Source organism: Pseudomonas caricapapayae (genome assembly GCF_001400735.1).
Taxonomy (GTDB): Bacteria; Pseudomonadota; Gammaproteobacteria; order Pseudomonadales; family Pseudomonadaceae; genus Aquipseudomonas; species Aquipseudomonas caricapapayae.
Genome location: NZ_LJPW01000150.1, coordinates 1 through 22,716, shown reverse-complemented (window position 1 = coordinate 22,716; position 22,716 = coordinate 1). Strand labels below are relative to the sequence as shown.

Annotated in this window: 22 protein-coding genes; 17 read left to right on the top strand and 5 right to left on the bottom strand. The window is 58.2% G+C overall.

Annotation, left to right across the window (positions count from 1 at the left end):
• Positions 1-135 precede the first annotated feature (135 nt).
• Together ALO80_RS22280 and ALO80_RS22275 are read left to right on the top strand one after the other, a co-directional pair.
• Positions 136-390 (top strand): FAD assembly factor SdhE, encoded by a 255-nt coding sequence (locus ALO80_RS22280; RefSeq protein ID WP_003378499.1) that lies wholly within the window; start codon positions 136-138, stop codon positions 388-390.
• Positions 374-838: a protein YgfX gene (locus ALO80_RS22275; protein WP_055010568.1), complete on the top strand. Its 465-nt coding sequence runs from the start codon at positions 374-376 to the stop codon at positions 836-838. The genes ALO80_RS22280 and ALO80_RS22275 overlap by 17 nt, the downstream gene beginning before the upstream one ends.
• Here the strand turns inward: ALO80_RS22275 and nadB are convergent.
• Complete coding sequence (nadB, locus tag ALO80_RS22270; RefSeq protein WP_055010567.1) at positions 807-2,423, bottom strand: L-aspartate oxidase; 1,617 nt, start codon at positions 2,421-2,423, stop codon at positions 807-809. The two genes, ALO80_RS22275 and nadB, sit on opposite strands and share 32 nt — an antisense overlap.
• Positions 2,424-2,920: 497 nt before the next feature.
• Between nadB and rpoE the strand changes: the two genes are divergently transcribed.
• The 11 genes from rpoE to pdxJ all read left to right on the top strand — a co-directional run bounded on the left by rpoE (position 2,921) and on the right by pdxJ (position 13,269).
• Positions 2,921-3,502 carry an RNA polymerase sigma factor RpoE gene (gene rpoE / locus ALO80_RS22265; protein ID WP_002554912.1) on the top strand — a complete coding sequence of 194 codons (582 nt, stop codon included), beginning with the start codon at positions 2,921-2,923 and terminating at the stop codon, positions 3,500-3,502.
• 33 nt (positions 3,503-3,535) lie between these two features.
• On the top strand, positions 3,536-4,129 hold the full coding sequence (locus ALO80_RS22260; RefSeq protein ID WP_055010566.1) for an anti sigma-E factor RseA C-terminal domain-containing protein: 594 nt from the start codon (positions 3,536-3,538) through the stop codon (positions 4,127-4,129).
• A gap of 8 nt (positions 4,130-4,137) precedes the next feature.
• Positions 4,138-5,097, top strand: coding sequence for a MucB/RseB C-terminal domain-containing protein (locus ALO80_RS22255; protein ID WP_055010565.1), 960 nt, complete (start codon positions 4,138-4,140; stop codon positions 5,095-5,097).
• 297 nt (positions 5,098-5,394) lie between these two features.
• Complete coding sequence (locus tag ALO80_RS22250; RefSeq protein ID WP_223813465.1) at positions 5,395-6,819, top strand: DegQ family serine endoprotease; 1,425 nt, start codon at positions 5,395-5,397, stop codon at positions 6,817-6,819.
• Between the two features lie 171 nt (positions 6,820-6,990).
• Positions 6,991-8,787: a translation elongation factor 4 gene (gene lepA / locus ALO80_RS22245; RefSeq protein ID WP_054984247.1), complete on the top strand. Its 1,797-nt coding sequence runs from the start codon at positions 6,991-6,993 to the stop codon at positions 8,785-8,787.
• 9 nt (positions 8,788-8,796) lie between these two features.
• Positions 8,797-9,651, top strand: coding sequence for a signal peptidase I (lepB, locus tag ALO80_RS22240; RefSeq protein WP_002554908.1), 855 nt, complete (start codon positions 8,797-8,799; stop codon positions 9,649-9,651).
• Between the two features lie 116 nt (positions 9,652-9,767).
• Positions 9,768-10,145 (top strand): DUF4845 domain-containing protein, encoded by a 378-nt coding sequence (locus ALO80_RS22235; RefSeq protein WP_054984245.1) that lies wholly within the window; start codon positions 9,768-9,770, stop codon positions 10,143-10,145.
• Positions 10,142-10,831 carry a ribonuclease III gene (rnc, locus tag ALO80_RS22230; RefSeq protein ID WP_002554906.1) on the top strand — a complete coding sequence of 230 codons (690 nt, stop codon included), beginning with the start codon at positions 10,142-10,144 and terminating at the stop codon, positions 10,829-10,831. Before ALO80_RS22235 ends, rnc begins: the two co-directional genes overlap by 4 nt.
• Complete coding sequence (gene era / locus ALO80_RS22225) at positions 10,824-11,726, top strand: GTPase Era (protein WP_054984244.1); 903 nt, start codon at positions 10,824-10,826, stop codon at positions 11,724-11,726. Before rnc ends, era begins: the two co-directional genes overlap by 8 nt.
• 59 nt (positions 11,727-11,785) lie before the next feature.
• Complete coding sequence (gene recO / locus ALO80_RS22220; protein ID WP_055010564.1) at positions 11,786-12,469, top strand: DNA repair protein RecO; 684 nt, start codon at positions 11,786-11,788, stop codon at positions 12,467-12,469.
• A 59-nt stretch (positions 12,470-12,528) separates the two neighbouring features.
• A complete protein-coding gene (pdxJ, locus tag ALO80_RS22215) occupies positions 12,529-13,269 on the top strand; it encodes a pyridoxine 5'-phosphate synthase (protein WP_055010563.1) in 741 nt (246 codons plus the stop codon).
• Positions 13,270-13,276: 7 nt separating this feature from the next.
• On the opposite strand, the gene cmoB is transcribed toward pdxJ, so the two are convergent.
• The 4 genes from cmoB to lon all read right to left on the bottom strand — a co-directional run bounded on the left by cmoB (position 13,277) and on the right by lon (position 18,078).
• Positions 13,277-14,236, bottom strand: a complete 960-nt coding sequence (gene cmoB, locus ALO80_RS22210; RefSeq protein ID WP_055010562.1) for a tRNA 5-methoxyuridine(34)/uridine 5-oxyacetic acid(34) synthase CmoB — start codon at positions 14,234-14,236, stop codon at positions 13,277-13,279.
• The gene (cmoA, locus tag ALO80_RS22205) at positions 14,233-14,976 is read right to left on the bottom strand and encodes a carboxy-S-adenosyl-L-methionine synthase CmoA (RefSeq protein ID WP_055006413.1); all 744 of its coding nucleotides are present in this window, start codon (positions 14,974-14,976) and stop codon (positions 14,233-14,235) included. The genes cmoB and cmoA overlap by 4 nt, the downstream gene beginning before the upstream one ends.
• Before the next feature lie 100 nt (positions 14,977-15,076).
• A complete protein-coding gene (locus tag ALO80_RS22200) occupies positions 15,077-15,469 on the bottom strand; it encodes a protease inhibitor I42 family protein (RefSeq protein WP_055010561.1) in 393 nt (130 codons plus the stop codon).
• Between the two features lie 191 nt (positions 15,470-15,660).
• The gene (gene lon, locus ALO80_RS22195; RefSeq protein ID WP_055010560.1) at positions 15,661-18,078 is read right to left on the bottom strand and encodes an endopeptidase La; all 2,418 of its coding nucleotides are present in this window, start codon (positions 18,076-18,078) and stop codon (positions 15,661-15,663) included.
• Between the two features lie 183 nt (positions 18,079-18,261).
• On the opposite strand from lon, the gene ALO80_RS22190 reads away from it, so the two are divergent.
• The 4 genes from ALO80_RS22190 to ALO80_RS22175 are packed head-to-tail and all read left to right on the top strand — an operon-like array spanning position 18,262 to position 22,594.
• The gene (locus ALO80_RS22190; RefSeq protein ID WP_055010559.1) at positions 18,262-18,936 is read left to right on the top strand and encodes a hypothetical protein; all 675 of its coding nucleotides are present in this window, start codon (positions 18,262-18,264) and stop codon (positions 18,934-18,936) included.
• Positions 18,933-21,287 (top strand): bifunctional diguanylate cyclase/phosphodiesterase, encoded by a 2,355-nt coding sequence (locus ALO80_RS22185; protein ID WP_055010558.1) that lies wholly within the window; start codon positions 18,933-18,935, stop codon positions 21,285-21,287. Before ALO80_RS22190 ends, ALO80_RS22185 begins: the two co-directional genes overlap by 4 nt.
• Positions 21,288-21,290: 3 nt before the next feature.
• On the top strand, positions 21,291-22,166 hold the full coding sequence (locus tag ALO80_RS22180) for a DUF3034 family protein (RefSeq protein WP_055010557.1): 876 nt from the start codon (positions 21,291-21,293) through the stop codon (positions 22,164-22,166).
• Positions 22,166-22,594 carry a group I truncated hemoglobin gene (locus ALO80_RS22175; RefSeq protein WP_054984235.1) on the top strand — a complete coding sequence of 143 codons (429 nt, stop codon included), beginning with the start codon at positions 22,166-22,168 and terminating at the stop codon, positions 22,592-22,594. The genes ALO80_RS22180 and ALO80_RS22175 overlap by 1 nt, the downstream gene beginning before the upstream one ends.
• Positions 22,595-22,716 lie beyond the last annotated feature (122 nt).

Genomic DNA, 22,716 nt, shown 5'->3' with positions numbered 1-22,716 from the left:
AAAAAGTCCGGGGGCACATCATAGTGCCGAGTCGAGGTTATGCATACGGGGTACGTGAAAACTGCTGCGACCATTGCAAGATTCGCGTGCCCGGCTCGCGGCTGTATACTTGCGGCCTACTTTGAGGAGCGCTCCATGGTCGAAGACGTTGAACTCAACCGCCTTTACTGGCACAGCCGCCGCGGCATGCTTGAACTGGATGTGCTGCTGGTGCCGTTTGTCCGTGAGGTCTATCCGCATTTGAATGACGTGGATCGCGATCTGTACCGTCGTTTGCTCACCTGTGAAGATCAGGACATGTTCGGCTGGTTCATGCAGCGCGCCGAGTCCGAAGACGCTGAATTGCAGCGTATGGTTCGCATGATTCTGGACCGTGTCCAGCCCAAGTGATCGTTTTGAATGCCACTGGCAGGACTCGCGCCTGCTATTGGCACTGTATCTCGCTGTTCAGTTGCTGGCGCTTGTCGCACTGTTCTCGCTGGATATCTCTGGTTGGGTTATAGCGCCCGGTGTGCTGGTCTGCGTTGCGCATGCTGCCTGGGTGTTGCCGCGCTCCATCCTGCTTAGCCATTCGGCAGCGTTCACCGCGCTGAAGCGCGATCCCCAAGGCTGGCAGTTATGGAATGAGCGTGATGGCTGGCAGCCTGTGCAGTTATGCCCGGACAGCCTTGCGTTACCCTGGGTGGTGATTCTGCGTTTTCGCCCGATCATCAACGGTAAACCAGCCTGGTCGAGAATGAGCTGCTGTATCCCGCTCGACGCGCTGACGCCGGATATTCACCGACGTCTGCGCGTACGCCTGAAGTTCAGCCGGCATAGGTGGGCGGCACCAGAATAGTGTCCAGTGCTTCCGGCAACGTGTCGGGATAGTCCAGCGTGTAATGCAGGCCGCGACTTTCCTTGCGCTGCATGGCGGAGCAGATCATCAGCTCCGCCACCTGTGCCAGGTTGCGCAGCTCTATCAGGTCGCGGCTGACCTTGTAGTTGCTGTAGAACTCGTCGATCTCATCCAGCAACAGGCGCACGCGATGCTGAGCGCGCTGCAGGCGTTTGTTGGTGCGCACAATGCCGACGTAGTCCCACATGAATCGCCGCAGTTCGTCCCAGTTGTGCGCGATGATCACATCCTCGTCCGAGTCGGTGACCTGGCTGGCGTCCCAGGCCGGAAGGTCCACGGGCATCTGCACGTCAGCCAGTTGCCTCTCGATGTCTGCCGCCGCCGAGCGGGCATAGACGAAGCACTCCAGCAATGAATTGCTGGCCATGCGATTGGCGCCATGCAGGCCTGTGAAACTGGTCTCGCCGATGGCGTACAGGCCGGGTACGTCGGTATGGCCTTTGCTGTCGACCATCACGCCGCCGCAGGTGTAATGCGCCGCCGGAACCACCGGGATCGGCTCTCGGGTAATGTCGATGGAAAACTCCAGGCATCGCTCGTAGACCGTCGGAAAGTGCGCCCTGATGAAGGCTTCCGGTTTATGGCTGATGTCCAGATAGACGCAGTCGATACCCAGCCGCTTCATTTCGTGGTCTATCGCACGGGCAACGATGTCGCGAGGTGCCAGCTCCGCCCGTTCGTCGAATCGTTGCATGAAACGCTCGCCATTGGGCAGCTTGAGGTAGGCGCCTTCGCCGCGGAGTGCTTCGGTGATCAGAAAGCTTTTGGCCTGGGGGTGGTACAGGCAGGTCGGGTGAAACTGGTTGAACTCAAGGTTTGCCACTCTGCAACCGGAGCGCCAGGCCATGGCGATACCGTCGCCGCAGGCACCGTCAGGGTTGCTGGTGTACAGATAGACCTTGGCAGCACCGCCTGACGCGAGGATTATGAAGCGCGCGCTGTAGGTGTCCACTTCACCACTGGTGCGATTGAGCACATAAGCGCCGAGGCAGCGCTGGCCGTCCAGTCCGAGGCGTCGTTCGGTGATCAGGTCGATGGCGGCGCGCTGTTCGAGCAACTCGATGTTCGGCCGTTTGCTGGCCTGTTCCAGCAGGGTGCGAAAAATAGCTGCGCCGGTGGCATCGGCGGCGTGGATGATCCGCCGATGGCTGTGACCGCCTTCGCGCGTGAGGTGGAATTCAAAGCCGCTTTCATCGGTGTCGGCGGCGTCGCCCCGAGTAAACGGGACGCCCTGGTCGATCAGCCACTGAATCGCCTCACGACTGTGCTCGACAGTAAAGCGTACAGCCTCCTCGTTGCAGAGACCGCCGCCGGCATTCAGCGTGTCTTCAACATGAGACTGCACCGTGTCGGTGTCATCCAGCACCGCTGCCACGCCACCCTGAGCCCAGAATGTCGAGCCGTTGGCCAGATCACCTTTGCTCAGAACCGCAATCCGCAGGTGCTCGGGAAGGGTCAGTGCCAGGCTCAGCCCGGCAGCGCCGCTGCCTATTACCAGTACGTCATGCTGAAAATGTTGACTCATCTGCGAATTCTGCCCTTGGCGACCACTAGTATAAGTATTGGGGTAACGGCACAATAGCCGCGCCTACATGGCAATGTGAGACCACGGCGGGTCTGGATTGTGCTCCAGTCCCGGATGTCATGCCTATTGTTTTCCCTGTGATCCGTTACTGGAAATGCTCCAGTGCACTGATTTCAGGGGACTTTGCGCAGTTTGCCGCTCACGCCTGTGATTGTGTCAATGGAACTTTTTGCTAAGAACCATGCTCAATAGCAGGTTGCCTACACAGGAACAGCGTCGTTTTCGCAGGCTTAGATAAGTGATCATCAACTGCGAAACTGGCGACAAGACTATTCGCGCAGCCGACCGTGTCGAGCTGCGTTTTTCGTGCAGGCTTCATGATGGCTTGCAGGAAACTTGCTTGAAGGGGGAGAACTTTTGCGAAAAGCCCGAGTCTATGTTTGCGAGCCTGAACAATGTCAGTTGCAACACTCCTTCATGCTCAACGAGGAGTGTTCATGCTAACCCAGGAAGAGGATCAGCAGCTTGTCGAGCGCGTACAGCGTGGCGATACGCGGGCATTTGATCTGTTGGTGCTGAAGTATCAGCACAAAATTCTAGGGTTGATCGTGCGTTTCGTGCACGACACCCATGAGGCTCAGGATGTTGCACAGGAAGCCTTTATCAAGGCTTATCGTGCGCTCGGAAATTTTCGTGGTGACAGCGCTTTCTATACCTGGCTGTACCGCATCGCCATTAACACGGCGAAAAACTATTTGGTGTCGCGAGGTCGGCGACCGCCAGATAGCGATGTAAGGTCTGAAGACGCGGAGTTCTACGACGGCGATCACGGCCTCAAGGACATCGAGTCGCCGGAGCGTGCATTGTTGAGGGATGAGATCGAGGGCACCGTCCATCGGACCATCCAGCTTCTCCCGGAAGATTTACGTACGGCACTAACTTTACGTGAATTCGATGGTCTGAGTTATGAAGACATTGCGAGCGTCATGCAGTGTCCTGTTGGTACCGTGCGCTCTCGGATCTTCCGCGCTCGGGAAGCCATCGATAAAGCCCTGCAGCCGTTGTTGCAGGAATCCTGAGACAGCGGCGATAGCCCAAGAGAGGAACCCGCCATGAGTCGTGAAGCCCTGCAGGAATCGCTGTCCGCGGTACTGGATAACGAAGCGGACGAACTGGAATTACGTCGGGTATTGAATGCCATTGACGATGCTGATACTCGTGCCACCTGGTCGCGTTACCAAGTCGCTCGTGCAGCAATGCACAAAGAGCTGCTGATCCCTCATCTGGATATTTCGGCAGCCGTGTCTGCTGCGATTGCAGACGAAGTCAGCCCGCTCAAGGCGGCGCGCGGACCTTGGCGTACGCTGGGTCGTCTGGCAGTTGCAGCGTCGGTTACCGTAGCCGTTTTGGCCGGTGTCCGCCTGTACAACCAGGACGATATTGCCGGTGCGCAACTGGCACAGCAGACCCAACAGCCTGCCAACCTGACCGTTCCGCAAGTGAAAGGCCCGGCCGTACTGGCGGGTTACACTGAAGAAAGTGCCGAGCAGGCGCCTGGCCCAATGGCCAACGGCGTATTGCAGGGTGCTGGTCAAGGTGATCAACGTTTGCCGGGTTACCTGCGCCAGCATGCCCAGGAAGCTGCGTTGAAAGGTACTGAAAGCGCGCTGCCGTACGCTCGTGCTGCGAGTCTGGAAAACCGTTAAGGAGGATCATGCGAGCCATCCCTCTACTGCCGTTACTGCTTGGTGGATGGCTTGCCCTCCCGGTACAGGCTGATGATGCGCAAGACGCAATCAATCGTCTTGCCAAGGTTGATCAGCAGCAGAGCTATCAAGGCACTTTTGTATACGAACGCAACGGTAGTTTTTCTACCCATCGAATCTGGCACCGCATAGCGGAAGGCAAGGTTCAGGAGCGTTTGCTGCAGCTTGATGGCTCTGCTCAGGAAGTTCTGCGTGTTGACGGGCTGACCCAGTGCGTCAGCGGTACACTCGAAGCGGGTGTAGCCAATCCGGCTGATTCCACCTCCCGTGCATTCGATGTCAAGAAACTCTCCGCCTGGTACGACATAAAAATTGTCGGCAAGTCTCGTGTGGCTGGTCGTCAGGCAACCATTGTTGCGCTGTCGCCCAAGGACCAGCACCGATATGGTCTCGAATTGCACCTGGATAACGAAACCGGTCTTGTACTCAAGTCACTCCTGCTGAGTGAGAAGGGTCAGTTGCTGGAGCGTTTCCAGTTCACTGATCTCGATACCGCTGGTAATTTGTCGGATCAGATGCTCAAGGTCAGTGCCGACTGCAAGCCTGTTTCTGCGGTCAAGGTCAGGCCCGAGTCTTCCATAGGTCCTGTGGCTTGGCACTCCGACTGGCTGCCGCCCGGTTTTGAAATAAGCAGCAGTGGTGTGCGCAAGAATGCGTCCGCTCAATCGTCGGTCACACGTCTGATGTACGGCGACGGTCTGGCACGTTTTTCTGTGTTTATCGAGGCGGTGAAGGGTGGTCCCTCCACGGATATCCGGACTCAGTTAGGGCCTACTGTTGCAGTTTCGCGTCGTCTTGCAACGCCGCAGGGCGACATGATGGTGACCGTCGTCGGAGAAATTCCAATGGGCACTGCAGAGCGTATAGCCTTGTCGATGCGTTACGACGAATCTCCAGCCAAAAAATAAACATTTGAAGTCACGAATCCTTGGATGTAAAAATTTTCATCCTGGGTTTCAGGAGTCGCCAGGCCGCATCCAACCTGGCTTGGGCGCAGGCATTGAAATGTTTGGTGAGGTTTGCAGATTGCAAAAGCTCTGGTTTTTTTCTATAGGTCACAGCCTCGCAGCTTTGGCCTTTTGTCATTTTCAGGGGCCATGTCGCTGATCCAGGGATGAGCATCGCTGCTCGAGGTCTTTGAGTCAGTTGCTTTGTACTGCTTAATTTTGCTCGTTACGAACGGGAGCCATATGTCGATACCACGCATGAAATCCTACTTTTCACTGATTGCTGCTGTGCTGATGCTCGGTCAGGTCGCTACGGCTCAGGCCGAGAACCTGCCGGACTTCACCGGGCTGGTCGAGCAGGCGTCACCTGCTGTGGTGAACATCAGTACGCGTCAGAAACTGCCGGACCGCGCCATTGCCAATCAGCAGATGCCTGATCTGGAAGGCTTGCCGCCCATGCTTCGCGAGTTTCTCGAGCGCAGCATGCCGCCAGGCTCGCGTCCGCCGGGAGCTGGCAAGGGAGATCGTCAGCGCGAGGCTCAGTCGCTGGGCTCGGGATTTATCATTTCCCCGGACGGTTACGTACTGACCAACAATCATGTGATTGACGGTGCTGACGAGATTCTGGTTCGCCTGTCTGATCGTAGCGAGCTGAAAGCCAAGCTGGTTGGCACCGATTCGCGTACCGACGTTGCCGTCTTGAAGATCGAGGGCAAGGACCTTCCGACAGCCAAGCTGGGCAATTCCAATACGCTCAAGGTGGGTGAGTGGGTGCTGGCCATCGGTTCGCCGTTCGGCTTCGATCATTCCGTGACCAAAGGTATCGTCAGCGCCAAGGGTCGCAGCCTGCCGAACGACACGTACGTGCCGTTCATTCAGACCGATGTGGCGATCAATCCGGGTAATTCGGGCGGTCCACTGTTCAACATGGCCGGTGAGGTTGTCGGGATCAATTCGCAGATATTTACCCGCTCCGGCGGCTTCATGGGACTTTCGTTCGCCATTCCGATCGACGTCGCGATGGACGTGGCTAACCAGCTGAAGGCCAATGGCAAAGTCAGCCGCGGTTGGTTGGGCGTTGTTATCCAGGAAGTGAACAAGGACCTCGCCGAATCGTTTGGTCTGGACAAGCCTGCCGGTGCGCTGGTTGCCCAGGTGCTTGAAGACGGCCCTGCTGCCAAGGGCGGTTTGCAGGTCGGTGATGTGATTCTGAGTGCCAACGGCCAGCCAATCATCATGTCCGCTGATCTGCCGCACCTCATAGGCAACCTCAAGGACGGCAGCAAGGCTGAGCTTGAAGTGATTCGCGACGGCAAGCGTCAGAAGCTGACAGTTACCGTAGGCGCGCTGCCTGATGAAGGTCAGGAGATGGGTGATGTTGCCGGTGCGGGCGCCGAGCGCAGCAGTAACAGGCTGGGTGTGTCGGTGATCGAGCTCACTGCCGAGCAGAAGAAATCCCTGGACCTCAAGGGTGGTGTCGCCATCAAGGAAGTTACAGGTGGTCCGGCGTCGCTGATTGGTCTGCAGCCGGGTGATGTGATCACTCACCTGAATAATCAGGCGATTACGTCCAGTAAGCAGTTTACAGAGGTGGCGAAAAGCCTGCCCAAGGATCGTTCTGTCTCGATGCGCGTTCTGCGTCAAGGCCGTGCGACCTTCATCACCTTCAAACTGTCCGAGTAACAGGTCCGTCTGATCGAAAAGGGTGGCTGCGGTCACCCTTTTTTGTGCCTGTTTGATTACCGTGCGCCGAACCGGGTGCCTGTAAGCGTGACGCCTCTTGCTTAGTTCAGGTACAATTCCCGGCTATTTTTCGGCGGGCAATCTGCCTGCAACCTTTTTGAGTGTTGATCCGTGAGTGATTTGAGTCATATCCGCAATTTCTCCATCATCGCCCACATTGACCATGGCAAGTCGACGCTGGCCGACCGCTTCATTCAAATGTGCGGCGGCCTGTCCGAGCGCGAAATGGAAGCGCAGGTGCTCGACTCCATGGATCTTGAGCGCGAGCGCGGGATCACCATCAAGGCCCACAGCGTTACCCTGTATTACAAGGCCAAAGACGGTATCACCTACCAGCTGAACTTCATCGACACCCCCGGGCACGTCGATTTTACCTATGAGGTCAGCCGATCCCTGGCCGCGTGCGAAGGCGCATTGCTGGTGGTCGATGCGGGGCAGGGCGTCGAGGCACAGTCGGTCGCCAATTGCTACACCGCCATCGAGCAGGGCCTTGAGGTCATGCCGGTACTGAACAAGATGGACCTGCCGCAGGCCGATCCGGACCGCGTCAAGGAAGAGATCGAGAAGATCATTGGCATCGACGCCACCGATGCCGTGGCGTGCAGTGCCAAGAGCGGCATGGGCGTGGACGAGGTGCTCGAGCGTCTGGTCGCAACCATCCCGGCACCGACCGGCAACATCGAAGATCCGCTGCAAGCGTTGATCATCGACTCCTGGTTCGACAACTATCTGGGTGTCGTGTCCCTGGTGCGCGTGCGCCACGGGCGCGTCAAGAAAGGCGACAAGATTCTCGTCAAGTCCACCGGCAAGCTGCATCTGGTCGACAGCGTAGGGGTGTTCAATCCCAAGCACACTGCAACCGTTGATCTGAAAGCCGGCGAAGTGGGCTTCATCATTGCCGGTATCAAGGACATCCACGGTGCGCCGGTCGGTGACACCCTGACTCTGAGCTCCACACCTGACGTAGACGTGCTGCCAGGTTTCAAGCGGATTCAGCCGCAGGTCTATGCTGGCTTGTTCCCGGTCAGTTCGGACGATTTCGAGGACTTCCGTGAAGCGCTGCAAAAGCTGACGCTGAACGACTCTTCACTGCAGTACCTGCCGGAAAGCTCCGATGCACTTGGCTTTGGCTTCCGCTGTGGCTTCCTTGGCATGCTCCACATGGAGATCATCCAGGAACGTCTGGAGCGCGAATACAATCTCGACCTGATCACCACCGCACCCACCGTAATCTTCGAGCTGTTGCTCAAGAGCGGCGAAACGATCTATGTCGATAACCCATCCAAGCTGCCTGACCTGTCGGCCATTGAGGACATGCGCGAGCCTATCGTTCGCGCAAATATTCTTGTGCCGCAGGAGCACCTGGGTAACGTCATTACGTTGTGCATCGAAAAACGCGGTGTGCAGCACGACATGCTGTTCCTCGGCACCCAGGTTCAGGTCAGCTACGATTTGCCGATGAACGAAGTGGTTCTGGACTTCTTTGATCGTCTCAAGTCTGTCAGCCGCGGTTATGCTTCACTGGACTATCATTTTGATCGTTACCAGTCGGCCAACCTGGTCAAGCTCGACGTTCTGATCAACGCCGAGAAGGTCGATGCCCTGGCGTTGATCGTTCATCGCGACAACGCGCACTACAAAGGGCGTGCGTTGACCGAGAAGATGAAAGAGCTGATCCCTCGACAAATGTTCGACGTGGCAATTCAGGCCGCCATTGGCGGTCAGATCGTGGCACGGACAACCGTCAAGGCACTAAGAAAGAACGTACTGGCCAAATGCTACGGCGGCGACGTCAGCCGCAAGCGTAAATTGCTGGAGAAGCAAAAGGCCGGTAAGAAACGCATGAAGCAGGTCGGCAACGTGGAAATTCCACAGGAAGCCTTCCTTGCAGTGCTCAGGTTGGAATAGTCAGGTCCTATGTCACTAAATTTCCCGCTGTTGTTGGTCATCGCTGTTTTCGTCTGTGGCGTGCTTGCACTGATTGATCTGGTCATCCTGGCGCCCCGTCGCCGGGCCGCCATTTCGAATTATCAGGGAAGCGTCGGCGAACCTGACATTGCTGTCGTGGAGCGCTTGAACAAGGAGCCTTTGCTGGTTGAGTACGGCAAGTCGTTCTTCCCGGTGCTGTTTATCGTGCTGGTGCTCCGTTCGTTTCTGGTAGAGCCTTTCCAGATTCCTTCGGGCTCCATGAAACCGACACTGGACGTGGGTGATTTCATCCTGGTCAACAAGTTCGCGTACGGCATTCGCCTGCCGGTACTGGACCAGAAGGTCATCCAGCTCGGTGACCCACAGCGTGGCGATGTGATGGTGTTCCGCTACCCAAGTGACCCGAGCGTCAACTACATCAAGCGTGTTGTCGGTTTGCCGGGCGATCGCATCCGCTACACCAGCGACAAGCGGTTGTTCATCAACGGTGAGCTGGTGGCCAAAAAGCTGATCGGCACCGAGCCCGGCACACTGGGCAGCGCGGAACTGTACGAAGAGCAACTGGGCGCAGTCGAACACCAGATCCGTCAGGAAATGAGCCGCTACCGCGCGCCGCCTGACAGTGAGTGGACAGTGCCTGCTGCGCACTACTTCATGATGGGCGACAACCGCGACAACTCGAATGACAGCCGTTACTGGGATGATCCCAATATTCCCAAGGACGAACTGGGCATGGTTCCGGACAAGAACATCGTAGGCAAGGCGTTCGCGGTCTGGATGAGCTGGCCGGAGCCGAAGTTGAGCCACTTCCCTAATTTTGCACGCGTAGGGTTGATCAAGTAATCGATGCGGCGCTGCCTGGAGCAGCGCCGTATGTCATTTGGGCTGACTGGAAACGCCTCTGAATCCTGAGTCGACCCGGTCGGGCAGGCGGTTCACTCTTGAGGTCGAAGTCGAACATGACGTTCTCTACTTCTCAAAAAGGTTTTTCGTTCGTGGGATGGCTGTTGGTACTGGCGCTGGTCGCGTTCGCGACCAGCACGGCCTTCAAGCTGATTCCACACTACCTCGACTACATGACGATGAAGAAAATCATCGAAGCGGTCGACAACAATCAGGCCATGGACATTACCACGGTCGACGATTTCTACGGTTATGTCGGTAAGAACATGCAGGTCAACAGTATTCGGGATATAGATTTGAACAAGGCGTTGAAAGTGACGGTGGAGAACAATGCGTTCAAGGCTCATTTGAATTATGAGCAGCGTGAACCGTGGTTCCAGAACATCGATCTGGTGATGAAGTTCGACAAGCAATTCAGTGTGGGTAAACCGTGAGCGTATCCTTGAGCCGCCTTGAGCGTCAGCTCGGCTATACCTTCAAGGATCAGGAACTGATGGTCCTGGCCCTGACCCACCGCAGTTTTGCCGGTCGCAACAATGAGCGTCTGGAATTTCTCGGCGATGCCATTCTCAACTTCGTGGCGGGCGAGGCGTTGTTCGAACGTTTTCCCCAGGCTCGTGAAGGCCAGCTGTCCCGCTTGCGTGCGCGATTGGTGAAAGGCGAAACATTGGCGCTGCTGGCTCGTGGTTTCGACCTGGGCGAGTACCTTCGTCTGGGTTCCGGCGAACTGAAAAGCGGCGGTTTCCGTCGCGAGTCGATTCTTGCCGATGCCCTTGAGGCGTTGATCGGTGCGATCTATCTGGATGCAGGCATGGAGGCGGCGCGCGAGCGCGTTCTGGCCTGGCTGACGACCGAGTTCGACAGCCTGACGCTGGTGGACACCAACAAGGACCCCAAGACCCGACTGCAGGAGTTTCTCCAGTCGCGGGCCTGCGAACTGCCGCGTTATGAGGTGGTGGATATCCAGGGCGAACCGCATTGCCGGACGTTTTTCGTCGAATGCGAGATCAACCTATTGAATGAAAAAAGCCGAGGACAGGGTGTCAGCCGCCGGATCGCCGAACAGGTCGCCGCTGCAGCAGCACTCATCGCCCTGGGCGTGGAGAACGGTCATGAATGATACAACCGCAACACGCTGTGGCTATGTTGCCATTGTCGGCCGTCCCAACGTAGGCAAGTCCACGCTGCTCAACCATATTCTGGGTCAGAAGCTCGCGATTACCTCGCGCAAGCCGCAGACCACGCGCCACAACATGCTGGGCATCAAGACCGAGGGCACTGTGCAGGCGATCTATGTCGATACTCCCGGCATGCACAAGAATGGCGAGAAAGCGCTCAACCGTTACATGAACAAGACCGCTTCGGCAGCCTTGAAAGACGTCGACGTAGTAATCTTCGTTGTGGATCGCACCCGCTGGACAGACGAAGACCAGATGGTTCTGGAGCGCGTTCAGTACGTGCAGGGGCCGGTCATTCTGGCGATCAACAAGACTGACCGCATCGAAGACAAGAGCGAACTGATGCCGCATCTGGAGTGGCTGCAAGGTCAACTGCCGAATGCGTCCATCGTGCCCATTTCCGCACAGCACGGCCATAACCTGGAAGCGCTTGAAAGCCTGATTGCCTCGCACCTGCCCGAAAATGATCACTTCTTCCCGGAAGACCAGATCACCGACCGCAGCAGCCGCTTTCTGGCCGCAGAACTGGTTCGCGAGAAGATCATGCGCCAGTTGGGTGCCGAACTTCCGTACCAGATCACCGTCGAGATCGAAGAGTTCAAGCAGCAGGGGCGCACGCTGCATATCCATGCCCTGATTCTCGTCGAGCGCGACGGGCAGAAGAAGATCATCATTGGTGACAAGGGCGACCGTATCAAGCGTATCGGCAGTGATGCGCGTCGCGACATGGAACTGTTGTTCGACTCCAAGGTGATGCTCAACCTGTGGGTCAAGGTCAAAGGTGGCTGGTCCGATGACGAGCGTGCACTTCGCTCCCTCGGCTACGGCGACCTGTAAGCCCTCTTTTCGCCTGACCCTCTGCGGTCGGGCGAACACTTCTCTTTCGAGCCAGCCTGATGAGCACGCCCACCGGCCAACCTGCTTATGTGCTCCATAGCCGTGCATACCGCGAAAACAGCGCGCTGGTCGATTTTCTCACGCCCCAGGGGCGGCTGCGTGCCGTGCTGCGCAGTGCCAAAGGCAAGGCGGGCTCACTGGCGCGTCCTTTCGTGCCGCTTGAAGTCGAGTTTCGAGGGCGCGGCGAGCTCAAGAATGTCGGTCGCATGGACAGCGCAGGTGTCGCCACCTGGATGACTGGCGAGGCGCTGTTCAGCGGCATGTACCTCAATGAGCTGCTGATTCGCCTGTTGCCCGCTGAAGATCCGCATCCAGCGGTATTCGAACATTATGCCGCGACCTTGCTGGCCCTCGGGCTGGGCCGTCCGCTGGAACCGTTGCTGCGTTCCTTTGAATGGCGGTTGCTGGACGATCTGGGCTACGGCTTCGCAATGGACGCCGACATCAACGGTGAACCGCTGGCAGTCGAGGGCATGTACCGTCTGCAGGTGGATGCCGGGCTTGAGCGTGTATATCTGCTTCAACCAGGCCTGTTTCAAGGCGCAGAATTGCTCGCCATGTCAGAGGCGGACTGGAGCGTTCCCGGTGCGTTGTCTGCTGCCAAGCGTCTGATGCGTCACGCGCTGGCGGTGCATCTGGGTGGTCGTCCACTTGTCAGTCGTGAACTGTTTCGCAAGCCTTGATCAAGCTTTATTCTCTACAACCTGCTTCGATCAGCTCGCCCATTTTTCTGGAGACAACCGTGACCCAAAGCACTCGCATCCTTCTCGGCGTGAATATTGACCATGTAGCCACTTTGCGTCAGGCCCGCGGCACACGTTACCCGGACCCGGTCAAGGCGGCACTGGATGCCGAAGAAGCAGGTGCCGACGGTATCACCGTTCACCTGCGTGAAGACCGTCGGCACATTCAAGAGCGCGACGTGCTGCTGCTCAAGGATGTGCTGCAGACCCGAATGAATTTCGAGATGGGCGTGACCGAAGAAATGCTCGCGTTTGCCGAGCGTATTCGTCCTGCGCATATCTGCTTGGTCCCGGAGACACGACAGGAGCTGACCACCGAAGGCGGGCTGGATGTCGCAGGCCAGGAAGCACGGATCAAGGCAGCGGTCGAGCGGCTGGCGAAAATCGGCTGCGAGGTTTCGCTGTTCATCGACGCCGATGAGCGCCAGATTGCCGCTTCAAAGCGTGTCGGGGCGCCAGCCATTGAGTTGCACACAGGGCGTTATGCCGATGCTCAGACCCCGACTGAAGTCGCCGAAGAACTGCAGCGGGTCGCCGACGGCGTGACGTTTGGTCTTGCACAAGGCCTGATCGTCAATGCCGGACATGGCCTGCATTACCACAACGTCGAAGCGGTCGCGGCGATCAAGGGCATCAACGAACTGAACATCGGCCACGCGCTGGTGGCTCATGCTCTGTTCGTGGGCTTCAAGGCGGCGGTGGCAGAGATGAAGGCGTTGATCGTGGCGGCCGCCCGCTAAGCACCGTTCAAGGCTTGCGCCCTACAATCACAGCGCGCATCGGCGCGGGCAAGCCTTCGACGGTCTTGCTGTGATCGGCAGGGTCCAGATAGTCGCTCAGTGACTGGAAGCGCATCCATTCGGTACTGCGCTGTTCTTCGACCGTCGTATGGCTGACATCGACGCAGCGCACATCGGTGAATCCTGCGCGGCGCATCCACAGCTCCAGCGCAGGCACCGACGGTAGGAACCAGACGTTGCGCATCTGTGCGTAACGGTCTTCCGGCACCAGTACCTGGTGTACATCGCCCGGCACCACCAGCGTTTCCATCACCAGCTCGCCACCTTTTACCAGGCAGTCTTTTAATGCCAGCAAATGGTCGATAGGTGACTTGCGGTGATACAGCACACCCATAGAGAACACGGTGTCGAAGCCTTCCAGGTTGGCGGGCAGGTCTTCCAGCGCAAACGGCAGGTGCCAGGCGGGGAGGTCAGGCAGGTAGCGTTGCATCGCCTGAAACTGACAGAAGAACAGCCAGTTGGGGTCCACGCCGATCACGCTGTCAGCCCCGGCGCCCAGCATGCGCCACTGGTAATAACCGTTACCGCAACCAACGTCCAGGACGCGTTTGCCCTTGAGATCAAGATGCGGCGATACCCGGGACCACTTCCAGTCCGAGCGCCATTCGGTGTCGATGTGCACGCCAAACACATTGAATGGCCCTTTGCGCCACGGCGAAAGGCCCAGCAATGCCTTGCGCAGTACGGTGCGGGTTTCACCGTTGCAGCTGCCCTCAAGGGTAAAACTGTCGGTCAGGTCGACTCGCTCGGGCTGCAGATCCGGAAGGGCATCCAGTGCACTTTGCCAGCGTTGCAGATCGCCATGACCCTTGGCCATCTTGGTATCCAGTTGTGCTTGCAGGCCATTGGCCCAGTCAGCCAGAGGGGTTCCCGCCAGACGGCGGACAAGCGGAGCGAGATCAATCATGGCAGGGCAATCAACGAGGTAAAGTTAAGGCATTGGAACCAGGGCACCACCTTGGAAAAACCTGCGGCAAGCAGACGTTGGCGGTGTTCATCAAGGCTGTCGGGCTTCATGACGTTTTCGATGGCACTGCGCTTCTGGGCAATTTCCAGGTCGCTGTAGCCGTTCGCGCGTTTGAAAGCGATGTGCAGGTCCGTCAGCAGTGCATGTTCCTGCTCGTCATCGAACCGCAGTTTTTCCGAGAGAATCAATGCGCCGCCTGGCACCAGCGCATCACGAATGCGCCCGAGCAGCGCCAGGCGCTGATCAGGGGCGATGAATTGCAGAGTGAAGTTCAGCGCCACCACGGAGGCAGGCTTGAACTCCAGTGCCAGAATATCGCCCTCGACGACCTGCACCGGCAACAGCTCCTGGAACATCGAATCCTGTGCGTTCAGGTATTCGCGGCAGCGCTCGACCATCGCGCTGGAATTATCTATCGCCATGACTTCACAACCTTCGCTGCGCACATGGCGGCGCAAGGCTTGAGTCACGGCACCCAGCGAACTGCCGAGGTCGTAGAGGACTGTTTCCGGTTGGGCAAACTGCGCCGCGAGCACGCCGAGGTTTTCGACAATCGTCGGATAGCCGGGTACCGAACGTTTGATCATGTCCGGGAAAACCCGCACCACGTCTTCGTTGAAGGCGAAATCAGGTACCTGGGCCAGTGGCTGGGCGAAAATGCGGTCGGTTTCTTTGCTCACGGCGGTTCCGGTGACGGCTTTGAAAAGCGGGCATTCTAGCCAACTTGTCGCCGGGATGCATGGTGCAGCGCGTGCTGCAAGCCAGGCCGGGCCGAAAGCGTCAATTCACGGTAATCGCGCACTCGAAGGTCTGCTCCGGTGGGACCTCCGGAGCCCATGGCTGCTGATAGGTCATCATCAACCTTCCTGTGCCGGCGTCGGTTGCTTTGTAGCGCCATACCGACTGGCCGGCGCTACCGACCATCTCCTTGCTCTCGGCGTTGGCATACACCTCCGGCCCAAGGCTGCGCAGGATATTCTGCGCCGGGTTCTGGGTCAGCCAGCGAAAGCCGGTTGTCGGGTTGCTGGGCAGGGTGAGGATCAGCGTCTGTCCGCTCTGGAGCGTCAGTGGGCAATCGTTTTCAGCCTCGATGGAGACGATGTTTTTCGGGGTTTGCGCGCACGCCGTCAGCAGCGCAAGGCTCAACGGTGCAATGAAACGGGCAGGGGTCATGGCAAGATCCGGTTTTGCGAGACGAGGCGCAAGGATAACTGATCGGAGTTTTGTGGGGGAGTACGACAGGTGTGGCGCTCTGCGTCGCACATCCAGCCGCGCCGCACATTCAAGGCTGGACTGAGATCATACCGAAATGCGCCCCCACGCCGGAAACGATAGCCAGCGTGGGACCTGCGCTGCATCAACCCTTAAAACAACACCTTCACCACATCTGCAAAGCGTTTGGCAAAGTGAACGGTGATGCCTTCCTTGAGATAGTCCGGCAGTTCTTCGAAGTTGCCACGGTTAGGTTCCGGAAGGATCAGCTCGTGAATCTTCTGACGTCGCGCGGCAATGACTTTCTCACGCACTCCACCGATGGGCAGTACATGCCCGGTCAGTGTCAGCTCGCCAGTCATGGCCACGCCTTTTTTCGGCGGCTGGTTGCGAGCCAGGGACAGCAAGGCGCTGGCCATCGTCACACCCGCGCTCGGACCGTCTTTGGGCGTTGCACCTTCGGGAACGTGGACGTGCACAAACGCCTCATCGAAGAACTTCGCGTCGCCGCCAAACTTAGATAAATTGGCACTGACGTAGCTGTAGGCAATTTCAGCCGACTCTTTCATCACGTCGCCCAGTTGCCCGGTCAGTTTGAAGCCGCGATTCAGGGTATGAATGCGCGTTGCTTCGATCGGCAGGGTGGCACCGCCCATGCTGGTCCAGGCCAGACCTGTGATCACACCGGTGCCCGAAAGCACCTGTTCGCTGCGAAACACCGGCATGCCCAGCGACGCTTCAAGGTCTTTCGGACCGATCTTGATCACTGAGTCGGGCGTGTCCAGCAGCTTGACAACGGCTTTGCGCACCAGCTTGCCCAGTTGTTTTTCCAGATGCCGCACACCTGCTTCGCGAGCATAGCCTTCGATGACGGCGCGCAGGGCGCTGTCGCTGATGCTCAGCTTGCCTTTGGCAACGCCTGCTTTCTCCAGTTGCTTGGGCCACAGGTGGCGCTTGGCAATTGCGAGCTTCTCTTCGGTGATATAGCCGGACAGGCGAATCACCTCCATCCGGTCCAGTAACGGGCCGGGGATCGAATCCAGCGTGTTGGCAGTGCACACGAACAGGACTTTGGAGAGATCCAGACGCAGGTCCAGATAGTGATCGAGAAATTCGACGTTCTGCTCAGGGTCCAGGGTTTCCAGCAGGGCAGACGCCGGATCGCCTTGATAGCTTTGGCCCATCTTGTCGATTTCATCGAGCATGATGACCGGGTTCATGACCTCAACGTCTTTAAGCGCCTGCACCAGCTTGCCCGGCTGTGCGCCGATGTACGTACGACGGTGGCCTTTGATTTCGGCCTCATCGCGCATGCCGCCTACGCTCAGACGGTAGAACGGTCGCCCCAGTGACTCGGCAATCGAGCGCCCGACACTGGTCTTGCCGACACCCGGCGGCCCCACCAGCAGCACGATCGAGCCGCTGATTTCACCCTTGTAGGCACCTACCGCAAGGAATTCAAGAATACGTGCCTTGATATCATCAAGGCCGGCATGATGCTGATCGAGCACTTTACGCGCATGCTTGAGGTCGAGCTTGTCCGCGCCGTAGACGCCCCACGGCAACGAGCTGGTCCAGTCCAGGTAATTACGCGTCACGGCGTATTCCGGTGAGCCGGTTTCCAGAACCTTGAGCTTGCCTATCTCTTCGTCGAACTTTTTGCGGGCCTGCGGTGGCAGGGTCTTGCCTTCGAGACGCTGCTCGAACTGCTCGATATCGGCGCTGCGGTCGTCCTTGCTCAGCCCCAGCTCTTGCTGAATGACCTTGAGCTGTTCCTTGAGGAAGAACTGACGCTGATGCTCGCCGATCTTGCGGTTTACCTCGGCAGAGATTTCCTTCTGCAGGCGGGCGACCTCGACTTCCTTGCGCAGCATCGGCAGGACTTTCTCCATACGCCTGAGCATCGGCACGCAGTCGAGTACTTCTTGCAGCTCTACGCCGGTGGCCGAGGTCAAGGCCGCAGCGAAATCGGTAAGCGGCGACGGATCGTTGGGGCTGAAGCGGTTGAGGTAGTTTTTCAGTTCTTCGCTGTACAGCGGGTTGAGCGGCAGCAGTTCCTTAATCGCGTTGATCAGGGCCATACCATAGGCCTTCACTTCATCGGTCGGCTCATTGGGTTGCTGCGGGTACTCGACCTCTACCAGATACGGCGGGCGGTGATGCTTGAGCCAGGTGCGGATGCGCACCCGGCTCAGGCCCTGTGCGACGAACTGTAACCGGCCATTTTCGCGACTGGCATGGTGAACCTTGACCAGAGTGCCATACTCGGGGAGCGCATCTGTCTTGAAATGACGTGGATCTTCCTGCGGCGTGTCCATGAAAAACAACGCCAGCGAGTGATGCTCTGACTTGCTGACCAACTCAAGCGTTTCGGCCCACGGCTCTTCATTGACGATGACCGGCAATACCTGTGCCGGGAAGAACGGGCGGTTGTGGATCGGAATGATGTAGACCTTGTCGGGCAGGTTCTGGCCGGGCAAGGCAAGTGAGGTGCTGTCGGAACTCAGAGACACATCGTGCTCGTCTGCGTCATTGGGCAAATCTGGCGAGTCTGTCTGCTGGTCGCTCATGGGGCACCTGAGAAGTTGAACATGGTTCTTAGATGGGGCGGCGGCCCTCAGGTTTCAATAGTCTTGGTCGATAGTCTGTAAAGCGGTTGTAAAACCGCCATTTATCACCAGTTGGTCCAGCCGGTGTGGGCCAAAGCGAGCTTATTTTTACTTACGGCGCTGCCGTTACGGGTTGAATCAGGTATGACCAACGTATTTATTTCGGCAGTGCTGGCTGGACTATGGATGGCATCGGCTGCGAATGCATCGGCGTCTACTTTTACCGCGCAAGTAATGGACAAGGAGGGTCAGCCCCTTGCCGATGCGGTCGTAACGCTCAAAGGGCCGCCCGCCCCGTCGCCCTCGGTGCTGAAAGCGTCAATGGACCAGCGCGATCAGGAGTTTGCGCCGCATGTGCTGGCCGTCCACACGGGTACTCAGGTCAAGTTTCCCAACAGCGACAACATTCGCCATCAGGTGTACTCGTTCTCGCCGGCCAAACGCTTCGAGTTGCGACTTTACGAGGGCACGCCCTCGGACCCGCTCTTGTTCGACAAACCCGGTGTGGTGGTGCTCGGCTGCAATATCCATGACTGGATGGTCGGCTACATCTATGTCACCGACGAGCCATGGTTCGGTGTGACGGACAGCAACGGCCTGCTCAAACTGGATCAGGTACCCACCGGACATTACGCGGCCACGCTCTGGCATCCACAGATCGAAGACATGCAGCCCGTGTCGGGCGGCGAGTTCGATGTGCCCGCAGCGGGCCTCACTCAGCGTTTCAACCTTACGGTCGAAGTTAAAGCCGAGGACAAACCCGGCAAGCCCGCACCCGGTGGTTTCGGCGACGCGTTTCACAAGGCCGCGCATGAATGAAATTTAAAGCCAGCTTTCAGACGCGCATCGCCGGGGTTCTCATTGCCCTGCTGCTGATTGTCGTGGGCGCGGTGTTTCTTGCGGTCAAGGTGGCCACCGGCGATGCGGTGCGCACCCAGGCTCAGGCGCAACTGGAAGTGGGTAGCCGAGTGTTCGAGCGGCTGATTGATCTGCGCGGCAAACGGCTGCGCGACACAGTGCAACTGGTGGCGGCCGATTTCGGGTTTCGCGATGCTGTGGCCAGTGCCGATTCATCGACCATCCGGTCGGTGTTGCTGAATCATGGCAAACGCATCAATGCCAGTGACATGTTTCTGCTGGGCATGGATGGCGTCGTGATTGCCAGCACTGTGCCCGAAGTGCCCGAAGGTTCCAGATTCGTTTACGATCAGGCGTTGCGCAACGCCAAACGTGCCGGTCAGTCAGTGCTCATTGTGCCGGGCGGCGGAGATCCACATTTGCTGGTGGAGAGCACTGTCCTCGCACCGTTGCCGATCGGCCGCGTGGTCATGGGCTTTACCATCGACAGCGATATCGCCGAAGAACTGCGTTCGCTCAGCGGGCTGGAAGTATCTTTTCTCACGGTAGAAGACGGTAAGACCGGCGATTTGATCAGCACCCAGCCAGAAGCCTTGCACGCAGGGCTGATCGAGTTGATGCGCAGCTCCTCTGAAGGCCAGATGCTGCTGACCGAGCAATCGAACCTTAACTTTCTCAGCCAGACCCTGATGCTCGCCAAAAGCAGCAATGGCGGTGACGGGCAAGTGATCGCACTGTTACAGAGCCCGCTGGACAAGGCCTATCAGGCATTCGCGCCGCTGAATGAAAAGATCTTCTGGATATCCATGGCCGCGTTACTGGCGTCGCTGGTCGGTACGCTGGCGCTTGCCCGAAGCGTCTCGCTGCCGGTGCAGGCACTGGCCATCGCGGCCAAACGCATTGGAGATGGAGACTACAAAACACCGGTAACCCTGGTTCGCAGCGACGAGTTGGGGATGCTTGCCGACGCGATCAACACCATGCAGCAGGGCATTGCCGTGCGTGAAGGGCAGTTGGCGCACAACGCTTTGCACGACAACCTGACCGGGCTGCCCAATCGGGCGCTGGTAATGGAGCGCCTGGGCAGCTCGATTGCAGCAGATCGTGCGGTCGCCCTGTTGTATCTGGGCATCGAGAACCTGGCCACAATCAGCGAAAGTGCAAGTGCCGAAGGTGTAGAGCAACTGTTGCGCCAGGTAGGTCAGCGTCTGCAGAGCAATTTGCGGGCTGGCGACACCGTGGCGCGGCTGGGGGCCAACGAATTTCTTTTGTTGCTGGACAATACTGCCAGCGACGGTGCGGTGGGCATGGCCGACGCCGTGCAGCGGCTGCTCAGTGAGCCGCAGCGCATCGACAGCCATGATCTGGTGCTGGAGTGTTGCATTGGCATCACGGTGTATCCGGAACATGGTGACTCTGCTCACGAACTGGTCAACCGCGCAGCGATTGCCCGCAAGGACGCCACGTTCCTGCCCGGTCGCCTGCAGATCTATCAGGACGGGCGCGACCTCGCCCATCAACGTCAGATCAGTCTGATTCGCGACCTGCGCAAGGCACCGCAAAATGGCGAACTGATGCTGCATTACCAGCCCAAGCTGGATATCCGTCAGGGCTATGTACGCCAGGCCGAAGCTCTTCTGCGCTGGACTCATCCGCAGTTCGGCAACGTATCGCCGGCTGAATTCATCGTCTTGGCCGAGCGCACTGGCAGCATTCATCTGCTGACCAACTGGGTTATCGAAGAGGCGATGCGCCAGTTGGCCGACTGGCGCCAGCGTGGTCTGGTGCTGCAGGTATCGGTGAATATTTCCGCTGACGATCTGCTCGGCGACGACCTGGCCGGTTACGTCATGAAATTGCTTAAGCAATACGCGGTCCCTGCCGAACAACTGGTATTCGAGATCACCGAGAGCGCGGTGATGAGCGAGCCGGAAAAAGCGCTGATTGTCCTCCATCGTCTGCGCGACTGCGGCATCAGCCTGTCGGTCGATGACTTCGGAACCGGTTACTCGTCACTGGCTCACTTGAAGCGTCTGCCGGTGCAGGAGCTGAAAATCGATCAGTCTTTCGTGCGCAACCTGGATGAAACCAGCGAAGACGCGGTGATCGTGCGGTCGACCATCGAAATGAGCCACAACCTCGGACTCAAGGTGGTGGCAGAGGGTGTCGAGTACCAACACAGTCTGGACCTGCTCCGGCGTTGGCATTGCGATACGGCCCAGGGTTACCTGATCAGTCGACCGCTGACGGCGTCAGCATTCGAGGCATGGATTGCCACGTTCCAGGCATCACCCAGTCTTATGGTGAATTAATCCATGCTCTACAAAACATCATTGCTGTTGGGGTATCTGCTGGCAGGCTTGGCGGGCGTCGTTCCGGCGCTTGCATGGGCTGACAACGGCCGTTTGATCGCCACGGGCGGCGCAACCAGCATTGAAGGCAGTGCTGGGGGCGGTATAACCCCTTGGGCGGTGATCACCGGTTACAGCGAGCAGGGCGAATGGGGCGCGACGGCCTTCGCCACGCACGTCAATCTGCCGGATTACAACCTTGATGTGGCAGGGCTCGCCGTCGCCTACGGCAACCGTGTCGAGTTTTCCTACGCTCATCAACGTTTCGATATCAGCAACCTTCAGCACAGACTCAGCCTGCCGGACGATAACCTCAGCCAGGACGTATTCGGCGTCAAGGTGCGCCTGTTCGGCGACCTGATCTACGAAAGCCTGCCGCAGGTCTCTCTGGGTGTGCAGTACAAGCATCAGAACGATTTCCTGATCCCCAGCCTGGTGGGGGCTCAGCGTGATTCGGATGTCGAAGGTTACTTGACGGCCAGCCGGCTGTTCATGGGAGCGGCATTCGGCTACAACGTCGTGGTCAACGGCGGCGTGCGTTACAGCCGCGCGAATGAAACCGGCCTGCTGGGCTTTGGCGGGGATCGGCGTGACAGCCGCAGCCTGCTCAAGGAGGGTTCGGTAGCGGTGCTGTTCAATCCGCGCTGGGCGCTGGGCGTCGAATATCGCGAAAAACCGGACAACCTGTCGTTTGCGGGCGAAAGTGACTGGGCTGATGTGTTTCTCGGTTATTTCCCCAACAAGCATTTGTCCGTTGTATTGGCTTACGCCCGCCTGGGCGAAATCGCTACGCTGGATAACCAGAACGGCACGTATCTGTCTGTGCAGGGGAGTTTCTGATGAGACGCTTGCTGATCTGTCTGATGCTGACGGTACTGGCCGGTTGCGCCCAACAGCAACAGCCCCCCAGGGATGACAGTCTTTATCGAGACCTTGGCCAGCGTGCCGGCATCCAGCGCATTGTCGAAGGCATGCTCATGAACGTGGCCAGGGATGACCGGATTGTCGAGCACTTCAAGAAGGTCGACATCGTGCGTCTACGCGACAAACTGGTCGAGAAGCTCTGCGTCGAGGCCGGCGGTCCGTGCCGCTACACCGGTGACAGTATGGCCGAGTCGCACAAGGGCCAGAACCTTACCCCCAGCGATTTCAACGCGCTGGTTGAAAATCTGATCGCAGCGATGGACACCGAGAACGTCCCGGTTCCGGTTCAGAACCGCTTGATCGCCCGGTTGGCGCCAATGCGTGGCGACGTGGTCGGTAAGTAATTCGTAGCCTTTAAATACGCTCTGACTATCGTGCCAATGCTCCGCGTTGGCATGCCGTTCGTGACGCTCCGCGTCACATGCTGGTGCTGACACCGTGCACTCAAGATCGGACGCAGAGCGTC

Excerpts from the sequence above, each read along its gene's own strand:
- ALO80_RS22280 (WP_003378499.1), top strand. The coding sequence starts at position 136 with ATGGTCGAAGACGTTGAACTCAACCGCCTTTACTGGCACAGCCGCCGC.
- nadB (WP_055010567.1), bottom strand. The coding sequence starts at position 2,423 with ATGAGTCAACATTTTCAGCATGACGTACTGGTAATAGGCAGCGGCGCT.
- rpoE (WP_002554912.1), top strand. The coding sequence starts at position 2,921 with ATGCTAACCCAGGAAGAGGATCAGCAGCTTGTCGAGCGCGTACAGCGT.
- ALO80_RS22260 (WP_055010566.1), top strand. The coding sequence starts at position 3,536 with ATGAGTCGTGAAGCCCTGCAGGAATCGCTGTCCGCGGTACTGGATAAC.
- ALO80_RS22255 (WP_055010565.1), top strand. The coding sequence starts at position 4,138 with ATGCGAGCCATCCCTCTACTGCCGTTACTGCTTGGTGGATGGCTTGCC.
- ALO80_RS22250 (WP_223813465.1), top strand. The coding sequence starts at position 5,395 with ATGAAATCCTACTTTTCACTGATTGCTGCTGTGCTGATGCTCGGTCAG.
- lepB (WP_002554908.1), top strand. The coding sequence starts at position 8,797 with ATGTCACTAAATTTCCCGCTGTTGTTGGTCATCGCTGTTTTCGTCTGT.
- ALO80_RS22235 (WP_054984245.1), top strand. The coding sequence starts at position 9,768 with ATGACGTTCTCTACTTCTCAAAAAGGTTTTTCGTTCGTGGGATGGCTG.
- era (WP_054984244.1), top strand. The coding sequence starts at position 10,824 with ATGAATGATACAACCGCAACACGCTGTGGCTATGTTGCCATTGTCGGC.
- recO (WP_055010564.1), top strand. The coding sequence starts at position 11,786 with ATGAGCACGCCCACCGGCCAACCTGCTTATGTGCTCCATAGCCGTGCA.
- cmoB (WP_055010562.1), bottom strand. The coding sequence starts at position 14,236 with ATGATTGATCTCGCTCCGCTTGTCCGCCGTCTGGCGGGAACCCCTCTG.
- ALO80_RS22200 (WP_055010561.1), bottom strand. The coding sequence starts at position 15,469 with ATGACCCCTGCCCGTTTCATTGCACCGTTGAGCCTTGCGCTGCTGACG.
- lon (WP_055010560.1), bottom strand. The coding sequence starts at position 18,078 with ATGAGCGACCAGCAGACAGACTCGCCAGATTTGCCCAATGACGCAGAC.
- ALO80_RS22190 (WP_055010559.1), top strand. The coding sequence starts at position 18,262 with ATGACCAACGTATTTATTTCGGCAGTGCTGGCTGGACTATGGATGGCA.
- ALO80_RS22185 (WP_055010558.1), top strand. The coding sequence starts at position 18,933 with ATGAAATTTAAAGCCAGCTTTCAGACGCGCATCGCCGGGGTTCTCATT.
- ALO80_RS22180 (WP_055010557.1), top strand. The coding sequence starts at position 21,291 with ATGCTCTACAAAACATCATTGCTGTTGGGGTATCTGCTGGCAGGCTTG.
- ALO80_RS22175 (WP_054984235.1), top strand. The coding sequence starts at position 22,166 with ATGAGACGCTTGCTGATCTGTCTGATGCTGACGGTACTGGCCGGTTGC.